This is a genomic window from Pseudomonas sp. BYT-1 (assembly GCF_023611805.1).
In the GTDB taxonomy this organism is placed as follows: domain Bacteria; phylum Pseudomonadota; class Gammaproteobacteria; order Pseudomonadales; family Pseudomonadaceae; genus Aquipseudomonas; species Aquipseudomonas guariconensis.
The window spans coordinates 2,587,256-2,604,861 of record NZ_CP072559.1 but is presented as its reverse complement, the minus strand read 5'-3'; the positions used below and the strand labels follow the sequence as shown (position 1 = coordinate 2,604,861).

Annotated in this window: 12 protein-coding genes; 4 read left to right on the top strand and 8 right to left on the bottom strand. The window is 65.8% G+C overall.

Annotation, left to right across the window (positions count from 1 at the left end):
- Window positions 1-22: 22 nt before the first annotated feature.
- The 4 genes from peaD to peaA are packed head-to-tail and all read right to left on the bottom strand — an operon-like array spanning window position 23 to window position 4,556.
- Window positions 23-1,144, bottom strand: coding sequence for a quinohemoprotein amine dehydrogenase subunit beta (gene peaD, locus J5X93_RS11935; RefSeq protein ID WP_090342651.1), 1,122 nt, complete (start codon window positions 1,142-1,144; stop codon window positions 23-25).
- A gap of 32 nt (window positions 1,145-1,176) precedes the next feature.
- The gene (qhpC, locus tag J5X93_RS11930) at window positions 1,177-1,500 is read right to left on the bottom strand and encodes a quinohemoprotein amine dehydrogenase subunit gamma (RefSeq protein ID WP_043214471.1); all 324 of its coding nucleotides are present in this window, start codon (window positions 1,498-1,500) and stop codon (window positions 1,177-1,179) included.
- A gap of 1 nt (window position 1,501) precedes the next feature.
- A complete protein-coding gene (gene peaB, locus J5X93_RS11925) occupies window positions 1,502-2,932 on the bottom strand; it encodes a quinohemoprotein amine dehydrogenase maturation protein (protein ID WP_182940860.1) in 1,431 nt (476 codons plus the stop codon).
- A 58-nt stretch (window positions 2,933-2,990) separates the two neighbouring features.
- On the bottom strand, window positions 2,991-4,556 hold the full coding sequence (gene peaA / locus J5X93_RS11920; RefSeq protein WP_182940863.1) for a quinohemoprotein amine dehydrogenase subunit alpha: 1,566 nt from the start codon (window positions 4,554-4,556) through the stop codon (window positions 2,991-2,993).
- Window positions 4,557-4,991: 435 nt separating this feature from the next.
- Here peaA and J5X93_RS11915 point away from each other — a divergent pair, with 435 nt between their 5' ends.
- On the top strand, window positions 4,992-6,485 hold the full coding sequence (locus J5X93_RS11915) for an aldehyde dehydrogenase family protein (RefSeq protein WP_102081709.1): 1,494 nt from the start codon (window positions 4,992-4,994) through the stop codon (window positions 6,483-6,485).
- Between the two features lie 117 nt (window positions 6,486-6,602).
- Window positions 6,603-7,916, top strand: a complete 1,314-nt coding sequence (locus tag J5X93_RS11910; protein ID WP_043214463.1) for an alginate export family protein — start codon at window positions 6,603-6,605, stop codon at window positions 7,914-7,916.
- 58 nt (window positions 7,917-7,974) lie between these two features.
- Here the strand turns inward: J5X93_RS11910 and qhpG are convergent, their stop codons facing one another.
- From qhpG to J5X93_RS11890, 4 genes are read right to left on the bottom strand one after another with little or no spacing between them, the layout of a single operon-like run.
- On the bottom strand, window positions 7,975-9,273 hold the full coding sequence (qhpG, locus tag J5X93_RS11905) for a flavin-dependent monooxygenase QhpG (protein ID WP_182940867.1): 1,299 nt from the start codon (window positions 9,271-9,273) through the stop codon (window positions 7,975-7,977).
- Window positions 9,266-9,943 (bottom strand): subtilisin-like serine protease QhpE, encoded by a 678-nt coding sequence (qhpE, locus tag J5X93_RS11900; protein WP_043214459.1) that lies wholly within the window; start codon window positions 9,941-9,943, stop codon window positions 9,266-9,268. The genes qhpG and qhpE overlap by 8 nt, the downstream gene beginning before the upstream one ends.
- Entirely contained in the window at window positions 9,933-11,666 is a 1,734-nt protein-coding gene (locus tag J5X93_RS11895) for an ABC transporter ATP-binding protein (protein ID WP_043214456.1), read from the bottom strand. The genes qhpE and J5X93_RS11895 overlap by 11 nt, the downstream gene beginning before the upstream one ends.
- A gap of 1 nt (window position 11,667) precedes the next feature.
- Window positions 11,668-13,581, bottom strand: coding sequence for a sigma-54-dependent Fis family transcriptional regulator (locus J5X93_RS11890; RefSeq protein ID WP_102081713.1), 1,914 nt, complete (start codon window positions 13,579-13,581; stop codon window positions 11,668-11,670).
- 411 nt (window positions 13,582-13,992) lie between these two features.
- Between J5X93_RS11890 and J5X93_RS11885 the strand changes: the two genes are divergently transcribed.
- Together J5X93_RS11885 and J5X93_RS11880 are read left to right on the top strand one after the other, a co-directional pair.
- Window positions 13,993-15,339 carry a hypothetical protein gene (locus tag J5X93_RS11885; RefSeq protein ID WP_102081714.1) on the top strand — a complete coding sequence of 449 codons (1,347 nt, stop codon included), beginning with the start codon at window positions 13,993-13,995 and terminating at the stop codon, window positions 15,337-15,339.
- A 32-nt stretch (window positions 15,340-15,371) separates the two neighbouring features.
- Window positions 15,372-17,603 carry an Ig-like domain-containing protein gene (locus J5X93_RS11880; RefSeq protein WP_182940870.1) on the top strand — a complete coding sequence of 744 codons (2,232 nt, stop codon included), beginning with the start codon at window positions 15,372-15,374 and terminating at the stop codon, window positions 17,601-17,603.
- Window positions 17,604-17,606 lie beyond the last annotated feature (3 nt).

The following is a 17,606-nucleotide window of genomic DNA, read 5'->3' as shown; positions in this document are numbered from 1 at the left end:
CCGCGAAGAAGCCCACACCGACCTAGCGGACGAACACCTGGGTGGTGGTGATCGCCATGTCTCCGCCGGGCAGCTTGATGTTCTTCACCTTCTTCATCGTCTGCGGGTCGAACACCGCGATGTCGTTGAAGGTCCCGGCCAGGTACAGCTTGCTGCCAGCACGGTCGAACGCTACGCAATAGTAAGTGTGGTCCAAATTCGCAGCCTGGATCAGCTTGCGCTCCTTGATGTCATAGCGGGCCAGGCGATTGAGCACGCCGTACATCTGGTTGGGGTCCTTGGGCGAGCGCAGGCCGGTGAAGTACAGCTCGGTGAGGTCGGCGAACTCCTGGGTGTGGGTCTTGCCGGTTTTCAGGTCCACGCTCAGGTAGCCATACAGCAGCGCGGCCTCGTTCGGGTCCTGCTTGGCGTCCTTGAACTTGGCCACGGTGTAGAGCATCGAGAATTCGTGACGGCCAGTCTGGTGCGGCCAGAAGTACAGCACGTCCGGCGCGCTATAGCCTGGGCGGTTCCAGTTGCGCAGGGGCAAGGCCACTTCGTACTTGCCGGTGTTCACGTCCATCTTGTAGATGTCCGCCCCGGCCACGTACAGGCTGCCATCGTCCCCGGCGCGCATCAGGTAGACCTGGCGCGGCATGGGGAAGTGGCGAACCGGCTTGGCATTGAGCCCATCGGCAGTGCGGAACACCTCGAGGCGCGGCGGCTTGACCACGTAGTGATCGTTCAAGCGCTGGGTCGGGTTGACCGTGGCATACACTTCCTTGCCGTCGGGGCTGATGGCGAAGGAGAACATCGAACGCCCCACTTCCCCCGGTACATTGGACAGGTTGGCATGGAAGGTGGTGCCACAGGTGTCCAGGTCGATGCCGTAGATGTCGCCGAAATGGTTGTTCAGCACGTAGGCGGTGCGCTTGTCCGGCGCCATCATCGCCGTGCCGGGTCCGAAGGCGTCGGGCATGCGGCAGGTCTTGTAGAGCGTGTCGCTGGCCACGTCCACCACGTGCAGGTTGTTCGGGTAGTTGGTGGCGATCAGGTACTCGTGGCCGGCCTTGAGGGCGGGCCCGGTGTCGGCCGCCTGGGCCGTCCAGGCGCCGGCACAGACGGCGGCGGTGAGCGCGAGCTGTGCGCAGAATCCAGGTTTCATGCGGTTTCCCCTTGTTGTTCTTGTCTGGCCGGTCACTTGTCTTTCGGGAATACGGTGCCCAGGTTGCGCCAGTCTTCCATCGAGTTGGTGGCCTGGGCGTTCCAGTCCTGGTAGGTGCTCATCATGTCCGGCACCTGGGCAGGCCACCAGCACGGGTCGGAGCAGCCATACAGGTCCGCCTCCATCGGCTGGCAGAGGGAGCTGACGCCGCCAAAGGCGTCCACTTCCCAGCCCGGGTCGGTGGTGGCGGTGCAGCCTGCCACCGCGCTCATGGCCACGACCTCTTCCACACGGTCTTCGGCGGCGGCCTGCTCAAGGATGCGGGCCTTGTTGTTCAGGGGCTTCAAGTGCTTCATGTCAGTGCGCCTTCCGCGGAGTGATGTAGCGATCGATGAAGGCCGGATTGGCGGCCATGATGCGGCTGTAGACCTCGATGCCGAAGTCCACCCAGTCGCGCATCAGTTCGCAGTAGTGATAGGTCGGGTGGGTGGGGTCGCCATAGCGCGCGTAGCTTTCGTGGTAGCAGCCACCGGAGCACAGGTTGCGGATACGGCAGCTGTCGCAACCGGTGCCGCTGCGGTCCAGGCGCTGGGACAGAAAATCATTGAGCTGCGCGTGCTTCACGCCTTGGTGCACATTGCCGAAGGTGGGCAGGCTGGAGCCGGTGAAGCGATGGCAGAGGTTGAGCTCGCCTTCGTGGTCCACGGCCAGCATTTTCAGCCCGGCACCGCACGGCAGGGCCTTCTTGTGGCCCTCGTGGATATCGGTGATCAGCTGATGCAGGTTGGAAAAACCGATGTTGCGATGCTCCAGTGCCGCCTCCAGGTAGCGCTGCCCAAGGGCTTTCATGTTGGCGAAGACTTGCACCAGCTCCTCGCCGGTCAGGTTGAAGCTGGCCATGTCGCCTGAGGTGACCGGGGCGAAACCGACTTCGGCGAACCCCAGCTCGTTGAACAGGTGGTTCCAGATGGTCTCCACATCGGTGATGCCACGGGTCAGGGTCACCCGCGCACCCACCGGCCGGCTGTGGTAGCGCGACAGCAGCATGTCGACCTTGCGCCGCACCACGTCATAGGTGCCCTGCCCGCCCACGGTGATGCGGTTGCGGTCGTGCACGGTCTTGGGTCCGTCGATGCTCACCGAGAGGCCAAAACGATGGGCGTTGAGCCAGTCGACGATCTCTTCGGTCAGCAGCGTGGCGTTGGTGGTCATGATGAACTCGACCTGCTTGCCCGCCTCGGCGAAACGCCGCTCGCAGTAGGCGACCATGTGCTCGATCAGCGGCCGGTTGGACAGCGGCTCGCCGCCGAAGAACACCACGCTGTAGCGCTGCTCGTCGGGCGATTCCTTGAGCAGCATCTCCACCGAGGCCTCGGCGGTGGCGGCGCTCATCTTCTTGCCGGCCGAGGGTTTGTCCAGGTCTTCCTTGTAGCAGTAGGTGCAGCTGAGGTTGCAGCCGGTATTGACGTTGAGCACCACAGTGTTGAGCGCCGTGCGCTCGACCTTGCGCAGGGCGATCTCCGGCGTCAGTGGCGAGCCGTCGCTGACCAGCTCCAAGGCGATCAGCTCGCGCAGCGTGTCTTCGACGTCCTGGCCGGCGAAGCGCTGGCCCAGGCGTTGTACCAGCTCCTCGGCCGAGCAGCCCTGTTGGCGCAGGGTGTCGATGATGTCGCCGGTCACCGCGTCGGCGGCGAACAGCGAACTGCTGGGGATATGAAAGAGCATGCGGTCGGCATCCACCCGCACCTCGTGCAGGTTGCGTTCGACCAGGTTCAATAGTGCGCCCATGGCGACCTCTCGATGATTCTTCAGCCCGTTCTTGGATGGCACGCGCGACAACCGGCCGTCATGGCAAGGGTGGGTTGTTCCAGCGCTGCACGGTGACGATCATGTGGCCTTCGCCCTTCTGGCCGCCGTCTTCGAGTTCGGCGATGACCTTCAGGTTGCCGGCATTGTTGGTCATCATCTTGCGCTCGGGGTTGGGGCCGGCACCGGCCGGCATGAAGATGCCGTCAGGTTGCATCTGGCCTGCGAACTTCACGTCCTCGTCTTCCACGGCGCGCTCGTTGTACGGCTCGACCTTCCACTTGGCCGGCAGGTAGCCGATACGCAGTGGCTGGCCACTGGCGTCCTTGCCCCAGGCTTCGGCCTCGAAGCGGCCCTGGACCTTGGGCGTGGAGCCGCCGTTCTCACCGATACGGGCGATGGAGAAGGCCGGGACCACCTTGACCTCCTCGACCTTGTCGTACACCGCCAGATTCACGCCCTTGAGCGCGCCAATGGCCACCTCGCGCTGACCCGGCGCGGCATCGGCCGCAGCGCGTGCCTTGACCCGCACCTGCGTCGGCGTGGACTCCAGCACCTCGGTCACCTCGACCCCGGCGCCCAATGCCGGCTTGCCGGACAGGCCGCTGCCGACCAGAGTGATCTCGCTTTCGCTGCCCGCCTTGATGAACGCCGGCTGCACCGCCAGCAGGCGTGCCTTGCCCTCCTTCACCGCGCTGAAGTCCAGGCCACGCTCGTCGTGCTCGGCCTCGAACATGCGGCCTTTCATCTCGCCATCGAGTGCGGCGAACACCTGACGCAAGTTGCTGTCGCCGACCTTCACAGTGCCGCGCCACTCGTAGCCGTTGTAGAGAATCGCCGAGCCGCTGCCGTTGAACGGCGTGCCGTCGGCATAGGTGCCCTTGACCTCGACCTTGAAGGTGTCGTCCTTGTCGGCAGTCACGCTCATCACACCGCGCACATCGCCCTTGGCCAGCATGTGCCCGCTGAAGGCCCACTGGCCCGGCAAGGCATCGGCCTTGGGCCGGTTCTTGAGCCATTGGGTCCAGGCCGGGTTGTCGAGTGGGTAACGCTTGGCCAGGTCCGGGACCATCTGCTTGAGCGCGATGTCCAGCCAGTCGCGGTCGCGGGCCTGGGCCTGGTACTCGAGGGACGGCCACTGGCCGAGGTGGAAGTTGACCAGGTGTTCCCATTCCTGGGCCGGGCGACGCTGCAAGGCGACGCGGGCACCGGAGTGGCAACGGCCGCACATCTGGCTGGTCTGGTCGTCGAAATGCTCGACGGTATTGAGCCGGCGCTCCATGGCGTAACGCACGCCTTCGGTCTCGCTGGGTGCCAGGCCTTGCTTGTCCGCCAGGTACTTGACCAGGGTGCGACGGTCATCGTCGCTGATCTGCAGCCCATGCATCACCTGCATGCGCGCAATGCTCATCAGCCAGCCTTCGGGGGTCTTGCGCTGGTGACTGATGCGGCTGTAACTGTCGTTACCTTCGGGGATGTGGCACCCCATGCACTTCGATTGCAACAGGCTCAGGCCCTGCTCGGCCGCCATGGCCTGGGTGCTCAGCAGTGCGGCGGCGACCAGCGCCAGTTTGCCCGCATGCCGCCGGAGTCGAGTCGTCTTCAAGGTCAGACCTCCACGGTGTTGTTCTTATCGTTATCGCACGCTCTGATACCGCTGGTGCATGTGACGAGGGCTGATACAGAAAGTGTGCCAGCCTGCGCAAAAACCTTTGTTTTCAATAGATTGGGGGCTTTTCTCCGAGGATTTCATCTAGCCACCGGCAAACCGGAACGTCCCATTTCGCGACAGACTGTTTCAGTGTGAGACACAGCTCCGGCATCGGGCGCTTCGCGGCGCCAAACCCGCGAAGCACCCGACCCGGCCCCACTGTTTCAGCACCGTCTCATCCCGTCTCAATGTGCAACAGCATAGCCCTTGGCAGTCGACCTCCACCCAGCACCAAACCCTTGTCGGTCAAGGCCATTGCCGCACCCGCCCGGCCTTGGCACGGCCATTGCGCAGGTGCCTCCACACTCCCATGACAAGAGGCACCGAACCATGCATTGCGAACTGCCCCTCCTCCCTGCCACCCGTGCGTTTCTCGAGCGCAAGCTGAAAATGCGCATCGGCGCCGATTGGCAGGACGCCGCCAGCGGACGGACCATGAGTTTTCGCAACCCGGCCACTGGCGAGGTACTGGGGGAAGTGCCCTCGGCCGACCCGCAGGATGTGGACCGCGCAGTCAAAGCCGCGCGCCAGGCTTTCGACGACTCGCCCTGGAGCCGCCTGCGCCCACGGGAGCGGCAGAACCTGCTGTGGCGCCTGGCCGATTTGATGGAGCGCGACGCCCAAGTACTGGCCGAGCTCGAGTGCCTGAACAACGGCAAGAGCGCTGCCGTGGCCCAGGTGATGGACGTGCAGCTGGCCATCGATTTTCTGCGCTACATGGCCGGTTGGGCGACCAAGATCGAAGGCAGCACGGTCGAGCCGTCCCTGCCTTTGATGCCGAACGAGCAGTTCCATGGGTTCATCCGTCGCGAGGCGGTGGGCGTGGTCGGCGCCATCGTGGCCTGGAACTTCCCGCTGCTGCTGGCCTGCTGGAAACTCGGCCCGGCCTTGGCGACCGGTTGCACCTTGGTGCTCAAGCCCGCCGACGAAACCCCGCTGACCGCGCTCAAGCTTGCCGAGCTGGTGGATGAAGCCGGCTATCCGGCCGGGGTCTTCAACGTGGTCACCGGCACCGGCCTTAACGCTGGCGCCGCCCTCAGCAGCCATCCTGGGGTGGACAAACTGACCTTTACCGGCTCCACCGAAGTCGGCAAACAGATCGGCAAGGCGGCCATGGACAACATGACCCGGGTCACCCTGGAGCTGGGCGGCAAATCGCCGACCATCGTCATGCCCGACGCCAACCTGCAGGAGGCCGCCGCCGGCGCCGCCACGGCGATCTTCTTCAACCAGGGCCAGGTGTGCTGCGCCGGCTCGCGTCTGTATGTGCACCGCAAGCATTTCGACAATGTGGTCGCCGACATCGCCGGCATTGCCAATGGCATGAAGCTAGGCAATGGCCTGGACCCGTCGGTGCAGATGGGCCCGCTGATTTCGGCCAAGCAACAGGATCGGGTTACCGGCTACATCGAGCTCGGCCGTGAGCTGGGCGCCACCATTGCCTGCGGCGGCGAGGGCTTCGGGCCAGGCTACTTCGTCAAGCCGACGGTGATCATCGATGTCGACCAACGCCATCGCCTGGTGCAGGAGGAGATCTTCGGGCCCGTGCTGGTGGCCATGCCCTTCGACGACATCGACGAAGTGGTGCGCTTGGCCAACGACAACCCCTACGGGCTGGGCGCGAGCATCTGGTCCAACGACCTGGGCGCGGTGCACCGGATGATTCCGCGTATCAAGTCCGGCTCGGTGTGGGTCAACTGCCACAGCGCTCTGGACCCATCCCTGCCCTTCGGCGGCTACAAGCTCTCTGGGGTCGGTCGCGAGATGGGGGCCAATGCCATCGAGCACTACACCGAGCTCAAGTCGGTGCTGATCAAGCTCTGACGCGCACGCCGTTGCGGTCTGTTCGCGGGTAGACCCGCTCCCACGGGGTTTGTGTGACCCCCCGCGAACAGGCCGGAGCAGGCAACACACACAACAAAAACAAACATGGAGCACACCATGAGGCACACACTCGCCTGCACGTTGGCCCTGCTGGCCGCCGCCCCTCTGACCCAGGCCCACGAACTCTACAACCAGGAGGGCACCGTCCTGAACGCTGAGCTCGAGGCCCTGTTCGGCGCGTTCCACAGTGACGAGAGCTTCAACCTGGCCGGCAACCGCCGACCGGGCAGCAGTGACTGGCGCGAGGGCTACGTCAAGTATGGGCTTAGCGGTAGCCAGGCGCTGGCCGGCACCGGCACGCTGTATGGCGCCTTCAGCCTGCTCAGTTCCGCGACCTGGGGCGATGGCGATGCTGCCGGATTGTCCTTGGGCGATGAGCGCCGCACCGCCGTCGAGGACGCTTACCTGGGCTGGCGCTCGGGTACCCTGTTCCCGGCATTGGGCGAAGATGGCATCGATGTTTCCGGCGGACGCCAGGTGGTGACGTTGGGCGATGGTTTCCTGATCCAGGGCGACCCGGTCAATCTCGGCAACGTCGATCTGGGCGCCAACTTCGACCGAGGTGGCGCGTATTACCTGGCCGCACGCAAGGCCTTCGACCGTACCGCCGTGCTGCGCCTGGGTGGCAGCCAGGGCTGGCGAGGCGATCTGATGTGGCTCAAATCCGACAACCACTACCAGGCGGACACCTCCCTGGCCGTGACCAATCTGGAGCATGTCGCCGACGCAGGTACCCTTGGCGTGAGCTGGATCCGAGGGCTGGACGTCGACCGGCGCTATGCCCAGATCATGGGCCTGGAGCACCGCGACGGTATGGATACCTACAGCCTGCGCGGGCGCGGCAGCCTAGGAGTGAAAGACCTGGAACTGGCAGCGGAATACGTCACCCAGGACCGTACCGGCGGGCGCGAGGACGCCTGGTACCTGGAAGGTAACTGGACCTTCTCCGACGTGCCCTGGTCGCCGACGGCCACCTACCGCTACAGCCGCTTCTCCGAAGACTTCGACCCGCTGTTCTATGGCGCCAGCCGTGGCTATGGCACCTGGTTCCAGGGCGAGGTAGCGGCCAACTATGCCGGGCCATTCAACAGCAACACCCAGGTGCATCACGTGGGGCTCAAGGCAAAGCCAAGGGACAACCTGACCCTGGGCGCACTGTATTTCGACTTCGATACCCTCGAAACCGACCAAGGCAATCTGGGCGGGCGTGAACTGGACCTGTACGTGGAATGGATGGTCAATGACCACGTCTTGATCAGCCCTCTGGTGGGGTTCTACAAACCTGAGCGCAGCGCCAGTGACGGCGGCGTTCAGTTGGGTGGGCGGGATACCGGAACCTACCTGCAACTGCTGGTCGGGACCTTCTTCTAGCAACGCGCAGCTGCTGAACGGCCCTTCGCAGCTTCGCCTGCGATGGGCCTCAACGCTCTCACCGATACCCCTGCTCGGCTAACCACCGGCGCACCATCCCCTGCTGCTCCACAGCCATCCCGGCCAGTACCGACTGCAACGCCTCGCCCACCTGCACGGCTCGCACCACCGGTGCCAGTTCGACCCCATGCAGATGCCAGATTCCCAATGGCTGGTCCCGGGTCACGACCACCTCGGCCTCCTCCACCAGGCCGTCGCGCAGCACCGGTCGACGCGCCACCTGCACAGCCTGCCAGTGCGCCTCGGCGTGCATCGGCTGAGCGTCTGGCCACGCGCGGCGCCGGGCCCAGAACGTGTGCTCGGCACGGCCCTGCTCCTGGGCGTAGAAGTCCCGGCCGATGCGGGCAAAGCGCAGGAACAGTTGCTCGACCCGCGCTTGGTGGAACTGCCGCGCCAAGACCGCGCGCTCGGGCCGGCGCAACAAGGTATTGATCACCACCGGTGCCTGCAGCGCTGACGATAGCGACTGGAAGATGCCATTGCCCGACAGCGGGTCCACGGCCATGGCCGCATCGCCCACCCGGATCCAATCATTGCCCACACACTCGCCTGCCAGGATCGCTGTGCTGCTACGGGCATGCACCTGGCAAGGCAGCAACGCCTGCTCGTCGAATAGCTGTGCCACCAGCGTCGACTGCCGACGCCGCGCGGCACAGTACGCCGGCAGCGCGGCCTTGCCCGGCAGGCTTGCCGCACCGGCATCGAGCGTGATCTGCCAGTAGCACTGCCCATCAGCCAGGCGTGCCATCCAGGCCCAGCCGTCGTCCAGGCTCTGCACCGCCGATGCCGGTTCCCTGGGCGCACCCTGCCAGCGGTTGAGCAGGCTGACGGTTTCCGGACCGCGTGATCGGTCAGCCGCCAGCGGTGCCTGGCGGCCACGGGCTTCCACCAGAAAATCGGCCCGCAAAACCTGGCCATCTTCCAGCCGTACCTGGTGCCCGTCCTCGTGCAGGAGCTCGCGCACCCGGCCTTCGATCACGGTCACGCCTGCCCGCAGCAGATCGCCACGCAAGGCACGGTCGAACGCTGGGCGGTCGAGCAAGTATTCCTGATTCAGTCGCAGATGCTCGCCATTCCAGAGCACTTGGCGCTTCGCCAGGCTCACCGCCTCGCCCAGCGCCCTGCCCAGACCGGCATGGCGCAGCCCCTCCAGCACCCGCTCGGAGATCCCCTCGACCGCGGCGAAACGGCGCCAGTCCGAGACGACCGTGACGGCGTAGCCGAGGCGCCGCAGGCCCAGGGCCGTAGCCGCGCCCGCAGGGCCTGCGCCCAATACCAGGATGCGCGGGTCAGCCATTGTAGGCACCTCTGCGCTCAGGGCCGGTGAAGGCGGCCGCGTCGCGCAGGTGCGCCAGCAACTGCGGATGATCCATGTCCGGGTGTTGCGCCAGCAGACGCGCTATCTGCCCGCTCAAGGCCGCGCAGGCCAGGCTCGCACCGGCCATGCCCTGCCCGCCGACATACCCGCCGAGGTCGGCCTGGCCGCTGCCCAGCCAGGACCACTGCCCTGGCGCACAACGGGCATCGCCGGTGATACGCAGCACGCCAGGATAGCTGGCCGGATACACCGGCCCACCCCGTGCGGGGCTTGAGGCGCACAGCAGCACGCCAGCGGCCTGTGCCTCTGCGCAGGCCTGGCGCAGCACAGGTCGGTCCTGATGCAGGCCGAGGCTCAGGTTGACCAGGGTCGCGCCCTCTTCCACCAGCCAGAGCAATGCCCCGGCGACCTGCAGGGCGCTGGTGCTCCACTGTCGATCGAAGACCTGGGCCATCAGCGCCGGCAACTGGCCGGCCTCCGATTGCAGGCGGGCCAACACCGCACTGCCATGTCCCAGGTGGTCGGGCACCGGCTCCCCTTCGCACAGCACACCTTCTTCGAGCCGAAAGCGCCGAGCCGCCACCAACGTCGCGGCCTGCTCAGGCGAGCAGCCGCTGTCGATCACGCCGATGCGCAGTTCAGTGGCCATGGCCGGCAACCTCCCGGGGCCTGACCTTGAGTTGGCCATCCTGCACCTGCAGGTGCAGGTCGGCATCGGCAAGGGTCGAGGCACGGTGGCTGATGAGGATGCGAGTGCGGCCGGCGAACAGCTGGTCGATGGCCGCGATGACTTCACGTTCGGTGGCTTCGTCCACCGCCGAGGTGGCCTCGTCGAGCACCAGGATCGCAGGGTCCTGTAGCAGCGCGCGGGCAATGGCGATGCGTTGCTTCTGCCCGCCGGACAACTGTTGGCCACGCTCGCCGAGCAGGCCATCCAGGCCCAGCGGCAAGCTTTGCACCAGGCTCTGGAGCTGGGTCAGACGCACCACGCGCTCAAGATCGGCCAGGCTGGCCTCGGGCGTGCTGTAGGCCAGGTTCTGCGCCAAGGTGCCACGAAACAGCACGATGTCCTGGCTGACCACGGCGATACGTCGGCGCAGCGCCTGCAGGTCCAGCTCGCGCAGGTCCGTGCCGTCCAGCAGGATGCGCCCGGCATCGGGGTCGTAAAAGCGTTGCAGCAGGTCGATCAGGGTCGATTTGCCCACGCCCGAGGCGCCGCTGATGGCAACCTTCAGCCCGCCCGGTATGCACAGGTTCACGTCCTGCAGCACCGCGCCCTGGCGTCCTTCGTGGGCGAAAGCCACCTGCTCCAGACGCAGCTCGCCCGGACCATCGGGCATGGGCCTGGGCGTCTGGGCCTCATGCACCGCCAGCGGTTCCTGCTTGAGCTCCATCACCCTGCCCAGGCTCACCGCCATACGCTGCACCGCCACATAAAGGCCCAGCAGGCTCTGTACCGGCCCTACTGCCATCCCCAGGTAGGTGGAAAAGGCGATCAGGGCACCCAACTGCCAGGTGCCCTGGATCACCCACCAACCACCGACCAGAAACGCACAGGCGCGGCACAGGGAGGTCAGCGTCCCGGGCACCGCCTGGGTGAAGAACTCGGTGACCTGGACTTTGAGCAACTGGCCCATGTAGCCCTGACCGAGCTGCTCCAGGCGCCTGGCCTCGCGGGCCTGCTGCCCCGCCGCCTGGATGAACTTCATGGCCGGCAAGGTTTCGACCAGAAACGACGACACATCCGTCGAACGCTCGCGCAGGCTGCGCACCTCGCGCTCGACCTTGCGCCGCATCCAGCGCAGCCACAGCACTTCGATGGGAATCAACAGCGCCAGCAACAGCGACAATTGCCAGGAGAGCATCAGCATCAGTGCCAACGCGCCGAGCAAGCCGATCACGCTGGACACCGCCGAGAACAGCGAGTCCACGGCAAAGCGCTGGATCTCGGCGACATCGCCGTCGAGCCGGGAGAGGATGTCGCCGGTACGTCGACGCCCGTAGAACGTCGGCGAGAGCTGCTGCAAATGCCGATAGAGGTCATCGCGCAGGGCAAACAGGATGCGCCCCGACAAGCGCGTGTGCAGGTAGCGGTTGATGCCCGCCAGCAGCGTGCCGAACACGCCGGCCAGGATCATCACCGCAGCCATGTGCCAGAGGGTCGTGTAATCGCGTGCCAACAGGCCCTCGTCGATCAGGGTCTTGACCAGCCAAGGCTGGGCCAGGGCCAACAGCGAGGCGCATAGCGACAAGCCCAGGAGCATGGCGATGGCCCGCCGGTGCGGGCGCACGAAGCTGTACAACCAGGCCAGAGCCTGGCGCATCAGTTGCGGGTCACTGGTTTCCACCAGCCGTGCGAACAGCCCGCCCATGTCAGCTGCGCAGCTGCTTGAGCTTGCGGTACAGCGTGGCGCGGCTGATGCCCAGGGCCTCGGCGGCGGCCGAGACATTGCCTTGGTGCCGGGTCAAGGCCCCACGGATCAGTTCCAGTTCGTTTTCGCGCAGGCTGCCGGAGGGCGCCGCGCCGCTGGCCAGCTCGTCCAGCAGGCAGTCGGTGAGGTGCTCAAGGCTCAGCACCTGCTCATCGTCCTCGCGCATGGCCAGGGCGGTGCGCAGCACCATTTCCAGCTGGCGGATGTTGCCCGGCCAGTCGAAGCCCTCGAGCAGCTCGGCCAGGGGCGGGTCGAGGGTCACGCCCTTGGCACCGAACTTGTCCAGCAGGCCTTCGATGATGCTCGCCAGATCGTCCCGCTCGCGCAGCGCCGGCAGGCGCAGGGAGACGCCGTTGACCCGGTAGTACAGGTCCTCGCGAAAATGCTGTTCGGCCACCAGGCGTTTGAGGTCGCGGTGGGTGGCGCAAATCAATGCCACGTCGATCTCCTGCTCTTCGCCAGCCCCCAAGGGCGCCACGCGGCGTTCCTGCAACACACGCAGCAGACGGGCCTGCAAGGCCAGGGGCATGTCGCCGATTTCGTCGAGGAACAAGGTGCCGCCATGGGCCTGCATCAGGCGTCCGACCATGCCGCCGCGGCGCGAGCCGGTGAAGGCGCCCTCCCGGTAACCGAACAATTCGGACTCGATCAGGCCTTCGGGAATCGCCGCGCAGTTGACGGCAACGAAGGGTTTGTCCGCGCGCGGGCTGGCCTGGTGCAAGGCACGGGCGGCCACTTCCTTGCCGGTGCCTGTCTCGCCCAGCAGCAGCACGGGCAGGCCATTGACCAGGCCCTGCCGCGCCATGCGCAGGCCTCGGGACAAACGCGCATCGCCACCGGCCAGGGCTTGCAGGGCTGGGGATTGGTTCGAGGCAGACGCCCTGCCAGGCGCTACGTTGACGCTGAGGTTGCCGTGACGCGGCAGTTGCAAGGCGCGGAAGAAGAACTCGCCCTTGGCGGTCTGCACACTGCTCACACCGCCCTGCCACAAGCGGGCGATGAACGCCGGTGAGCGCTCGCCGAGCAGGTCGCTGCTGCGCCGACCGATCAGCGCCTGACGTGAGACCTGCAACAGTTGGCAGGCGTTGTCGTTGGCCGCCAGCACTTCGCCGTCCAGGCTCAGGGCCAACAGCCCCTGCCAGGCGCTGGTGAGGTATTGCGGACGGCTGTGCAATGCCAGCACCAGATGCTCGCGGTGGCACAGGCCGAACAGCCGGCTTTCGATGTTGCCGGCGGCGAGCATTAGCGTGGAGAGGTTGTCCTGGGGTTGCGTCATCACCCCTTCGCGGGTGATGTCCAGCACGCCGATCACCTCGCCATGCGGGTCACGCAGGGGGACCGAGGTGCACGAGAACGGGCTCAGGCGGTCCAGATAATGTTCGCCGCAGTTGATCAGGGTCGGTCGGCCTTCGACCACCGCCGTGCCGATGGCATTGGTGCCGCGCAGCGCCTCGCTCCAGCAACTGCCCGGGTGCAGATCACGCAGGCCCTCACGGCCGAGCACGTGGGTCTGCCCCTCGATGGCCAGGACGTTGGCCTGGGCGTCACCGAGGATGACGATGCCACTTTTGCCCTGGCGCTTGACCAAGTAATCGAGTTCCGGGGCGACCGCGTCGATCAGCAGCCGGTTGTGTTCGAGCAGCGAGCGCAGGTCGAGCCCCTGCTGGGTGCCCAGGCCCACCTGTTCGTCCTGCAGGCAGTCCAGGCCATGGCCGAGGCTGCGGCGCCAGGAAGCATCGATCTCCTCGCGCAGCATCCCGGAGGGCAGTTCGCCTTCGTTGGCCAGCTTGAGCCGGGCCTGGCGGGATTCCTGCAAAGGGTCAGAGGCGTTTGTTATTGGGTATTGTCGCGCCATCGTTTACTCCAGCTGTGCCCCCACAGGGGAAGGGCTCCGGGACTTGTTGCAGTGTGCGTCAGAATCCCCGGGCCGTCATCCGGTTGAGGTGGAGGTTGGCATAAAGCTTACGTTTACGTAAAGGCACTGACTGCCGGTGCGCGACCTTTCGCAGGTGTATCCGCGCTACCGGTCGGCGTGCCCCCTGAGGGAGCGGGCCTGACCGCCAAGACGACGCCCCACAAGTCGCGCCCCAATTCCCCAATGCTGGGGGACTCAGCCCACCACCGTCTGGCGAAAAAGCAACCTGCAGTGTGCCAGACGCCAAGTCCTGCAAGGCCTGCAGCGCAATATCAAAAAACTGGCACGGCTGTTGCCGATCCCTGTGCAGACGCCCCAACCCATGGGCCCGTTTGCAGGAGGGTTTGACTCATGCACCGACCGACACCCCACCCGCTGGCAGTGGCGATCTTCGCCAGCATGCTCCAGCTTCCGGCCCAGGCTGCGCTCAATGCAGTCGACCAGGGCACCTACACACCGGAGAACGGCGGCTTCGCCGCGTGGTATCAGGACACCCATGGCCGGGTATTGGACCTGTGCCTGACCAAAGCGGTCAGCTCACGGGTGCCAGGTGCTCCAGGCGCGCCGTCGTACATGTGCACGTTGCTGCCGACCCCGGGCGTGTTCGACGATACCCAGCCGATCGTCTTCCCCAGCAACTTCCCTGACGAGGCGTTCTGGTTCACCGCCGACGCGGCCATCAATGATGCCGCCCGCGGAGTCAACCTGGGCTATGTTTCGGCGATCGAGGCCGCGTTCGGCGGTGGCGACCCTCTCGAAGGCGACCAAGTCAGCTTCGCCCGGGTGCGCATCCGCGTCGATGTCCCCACTGCGGGGACCTACATCATCACCCACCCCTACGGCGTCGAGGTGTTCGACGTGGCCACCCCGGGCCGTCGGGCCATCAACATGACCCGCGACATCGGCATCGGCTCGCCAGGCAACTTCACCGGTGCGCTCAAAGGTGACATCGGCCCGTTCCTGCGCAGTGTCAACGGCCCGTACACCGAAACCAATCCCAGCACCGGGGCCAGCGAGCAGTTCATCGGCGACCCCAACCTGAACGAAGCCGTGACCGGCAGCCCGTTCAATACCAACTTCGTACGCATCGAGGGCCCTAACGGCATCGACCTGCGTACCGAGCTGTTCGCCGTGTCCGGCAAACTGTCCACGGTCAACCTGCCGACGCCGTTGCTGCCTCAACGCAGCACCTACTCACGGCACACCGAAAATGGGGACCTGCGCGCCCAGCAGGATGTGTTCGCCTTGGCGCCGCCGCCACCGGCCACGGTCAGCCTGACCAGCCAGTCCCCCAACCTGCCGCTGACCGAAGCCAACAAGACCGGCACCTGGTACGGCCAGTCCACGCTCGACCCGACGCTGCCGGCCACCCTGACCCTCAGCGCCGACAACAGCCTGGCCATTCCCACCAGCACCGCCACCACCGCCAATCTGCCGCTGACCGACCTGGTGACCATCACCCGCGCCGAATACAGCTTGTCCAGCGGTCAGCTGACCCTGGTCGCGAGCAGCAGCGACGAGACCTCCCCACCGCCCATGGTCGCGCGCACCGGCAATGGCGCGCTGATCGGCAGCCTCTCCGGCGACGGTGCGGTGAAGACGTTGAGCACAGGGCTTTCGCCGATTCCGCCCGCGAAGGTGCACGTCACCAGCGACAACGGCGGTAGCGACAGCGAAGACGTGGTGCTGGTGCCATGAACAGACAAAGGCTTCGCCTTCAAGGAGGCAGCATGAACACTTGGCCGCGCCGGGCGCTTTACGCCGCCGGGCTCTCCCTCTCTCTCAGCGGCGCGGTATCGGCTGCGCTCACCGAGGTCGATCCAGGCCCCTACACCCTGGCCACCGGCGGTTATCCGATGTGGTACAAGGACGCCAGCGAACTGTCGCTGGAGCTGTGCCAGTCGCGCGCCACCAGCTCACGGGCACCCGGCGCACCCGGAGCACCTGCGTACATGTGCACCTTGCTGCCAGAGCCGGGCGTGTATGACGACACACTGCCGCTGGTATTCCCGGATAACTGGCCGCCTGAGATGTTCTGGTTCCTGGCCGAAACGTCGATTCCTGCCGTGGGCAACAGCGGCTATGAACTGGAGGTGTACGTCGCCGGCATCGAAGCGGCGTTCGCCTCCGAGAACCCGGTGGACGGCGACCAGCAGAGTTTCGCCCGCATTCGTATCCGCGCCTCGGTGCCGACCCCTGGCACCTACCGCATCACCCACCCCTATGGCGTCGAAACCGTGGTGGTCAACACCCCCGGCCGGCGCGCGATCAACATCACCCGTGACATCGGCATCGGCGCCCCAGGTGACTTCAGCGGTGCACTCAAAGGCGACATCGGGCCGTTCCTGCGCAGCGCCACGGGCTTCTATACCGAGCTCAACCCGGACACCGGCGCCACCGATACCTTCATCGGCGACCCCAATATCACCGAGGCAGTGACCGGCAGCCCGTTCAATACCAACTTCGTGGCCATCGACGGCCCGGCCGGACACATCCAGACCGACGTGTTCACGCTCTCGGGCAAGGTCCTCGACCCGCGCGCGCAGACACCCGTGAACCTGGAGCGTGCCACCTATCAACGTAACGGCAACGGCACCCGCGTCGAGGTGTTCGCCAAGGCACCGAGCGATGCCAGCCTGTGCATGCGCTATGGCCTGGCCCTGGTCGGCACCCCGGGCTCGCCCTGCGAGTTCACCTTGTTGTCCGACAACAACGGGCTGTTCTTCAGCCAGCAGTTGAACCAAGCCGCACCGCCACCTGTGTTGGTGGTCACCGCCAGCAGCACCACAGGTGGCACTCGGCCAACAGCGTTGTCCAGCAAGCTCAGCGACGTGGTGAAGATTCGCACCGCGCATTTCGACTGGGCCAGCAAACGCCTGGTGATCGAGGCCAGCTCCAGTGACGAAGTGCTGATACCGGACCTGGTAGCCCAGGGCTATGGTCGCCTGTCCAAGTCCGGCACGTTGCAGACCTTGACCGTCACCGACCTGACCCAGCCACCTGCCACCGTCACGGTCAAGTCCGCCCGCGGCGGCAGTGACGTCGAACCGGTAACGGTGGTGGGCAACGCACCGGTCGTCGCCGAGAACCAGCCGCCGCTGGCTCAGGCCGATGTCGGTGGGACCAGTGTCGGCGTACCGCTGACCCTCAACTTGCTGACCAACGACACGGACCCCGACGGCGACATGCCGTTGACCATCACCGATCTCACCCAACCGGGTACCGGCCTGGGCTCGGTGGTCCTCAACGGCACCACGTCGGTGACCTATACCCCGCCTGTCGGTGCCACCACGGCCTTCCCGGCGATCTTCAGCTACCGCGCCCAGGACGCCAAAGGGCTGAAGTCCGAGCCTGCCACGGTGACCGTCAACGTCGTGCCCAACCGCGCACCGACCGCTGTCGCCGACAGTGTCGCGACCCTGGGTGTACCGCTGACCATCAACGTGCTGGCCAACGACACCGACCCTGAAGGCAACCTGCCGCTGGCCGTGGCCAGTGTCACTCAGCCACCCGTCGGTCGCGGCACGGTCAGCCACAACGGCACCACGGTCACCTACACGCCACCGGCCACCGTCACCGCGCCTTTCACCACCACGTTCACCTATGTGGTACGGGACTCGATCGGCGCGCTGTCCGGCAATGGCACCGTCACCGTGCAGGTCTCGCCCAAGCCGCCGACCGAGACCCTCACGGTCACCGCGGCGACGGTCACCGCACGCTCCAACAACCGTTACAACTGGGACATCAGCGGTACGTCCTCGGTGACCACCGGCAACACCGTCACGGTGCAGGTGACCACCCGTAACGGTCTGGTGACCCTGGGCAGCACTGCAGTACCACTGACCGGACGCTGGCGGGTGATCGTGAGCAACAGCACCACCCTGGTACCGACCGCCACGCCGTCAGCGACCATCCGTACCAGCCAAGGCACTGTTCGCACCGTGCCGGTCAGGCTGCAGTAAGCC

Coding starts and splice junctions, on each gene's coding strand:
- J5X93_RS11915 (WP_102081709.1), top strand. CDS start 4,992: ATGCATTGCGAACTGCCCCTCCTCCCTGCCACCCGTGCGTTTCTCGAG.
- J5X93_RS11895 (WP_043214456.1), bottom strand. CDS start 11,666: ATGGGCGGGCTGTTCGCACGGCTGGTGGAAACCAGTGACCCGCAACTG.
- J5X93_RS11885 (WP_102081714.1), top strand. CDS start 13,993: ATGCACCGACCGACACCCCACCCGCTGGCAGTGGCGATCTTCGCCAGC.
- J5X93_RS11880 (WP_182940870.1), top strand. CDS start 15,372: ATGAACACTTGGCCGCGCCGGGCGCTTTACGCCGCCGGGCTCTCCCTC.
- qhpE (WP_043214459.1), bottom strand. CDS start 9,943: ATGGCCACTGAACTGCGCATCGGCGTGATCGACAGCGGCTGCTCGCCT.
- peaD (WP_090342651.1), bottom strand. CDS start 1,144: ATGAAACCTGGATTCTGCGCACAGCTCGCGCTCACCGCCGCCGTCTGT.
- qhpG (WP_182940867.1), bottom strand. CDS start 9,273: ATGGCTGACCCGCGCATCCTGGTATTGGGCGCAGGCCCTGCGGGCGCG.
- J5X93_RS11890 (WP_102081713.1), bottom strand. CDS start 13,581: ATGGCGCGACAATACCCAATAACAAACGCCTCTGACCCTTTGCAGGAA.
- J5X93_RS11910 (WP_043214463.1), top strand. CDS start 6,603: ATGAGGCACACACTCGCCTGCACGTTGGCCCTGCTGGCCGCCGCCCCT.
- qhpC (WP_043214471.1), bottom strand. CDS start 1,500: ATGAAGCACTTGAAGCCCCTGAACAACAAGGCCCGCATCCTTGAGCAG.
- peaB (WP_182940860.1), bottom strand. CDS start 2,932: ATGGGCGCACTATTGAACCTGGTCGAACGCAACCTGCACGAGGTGCGG.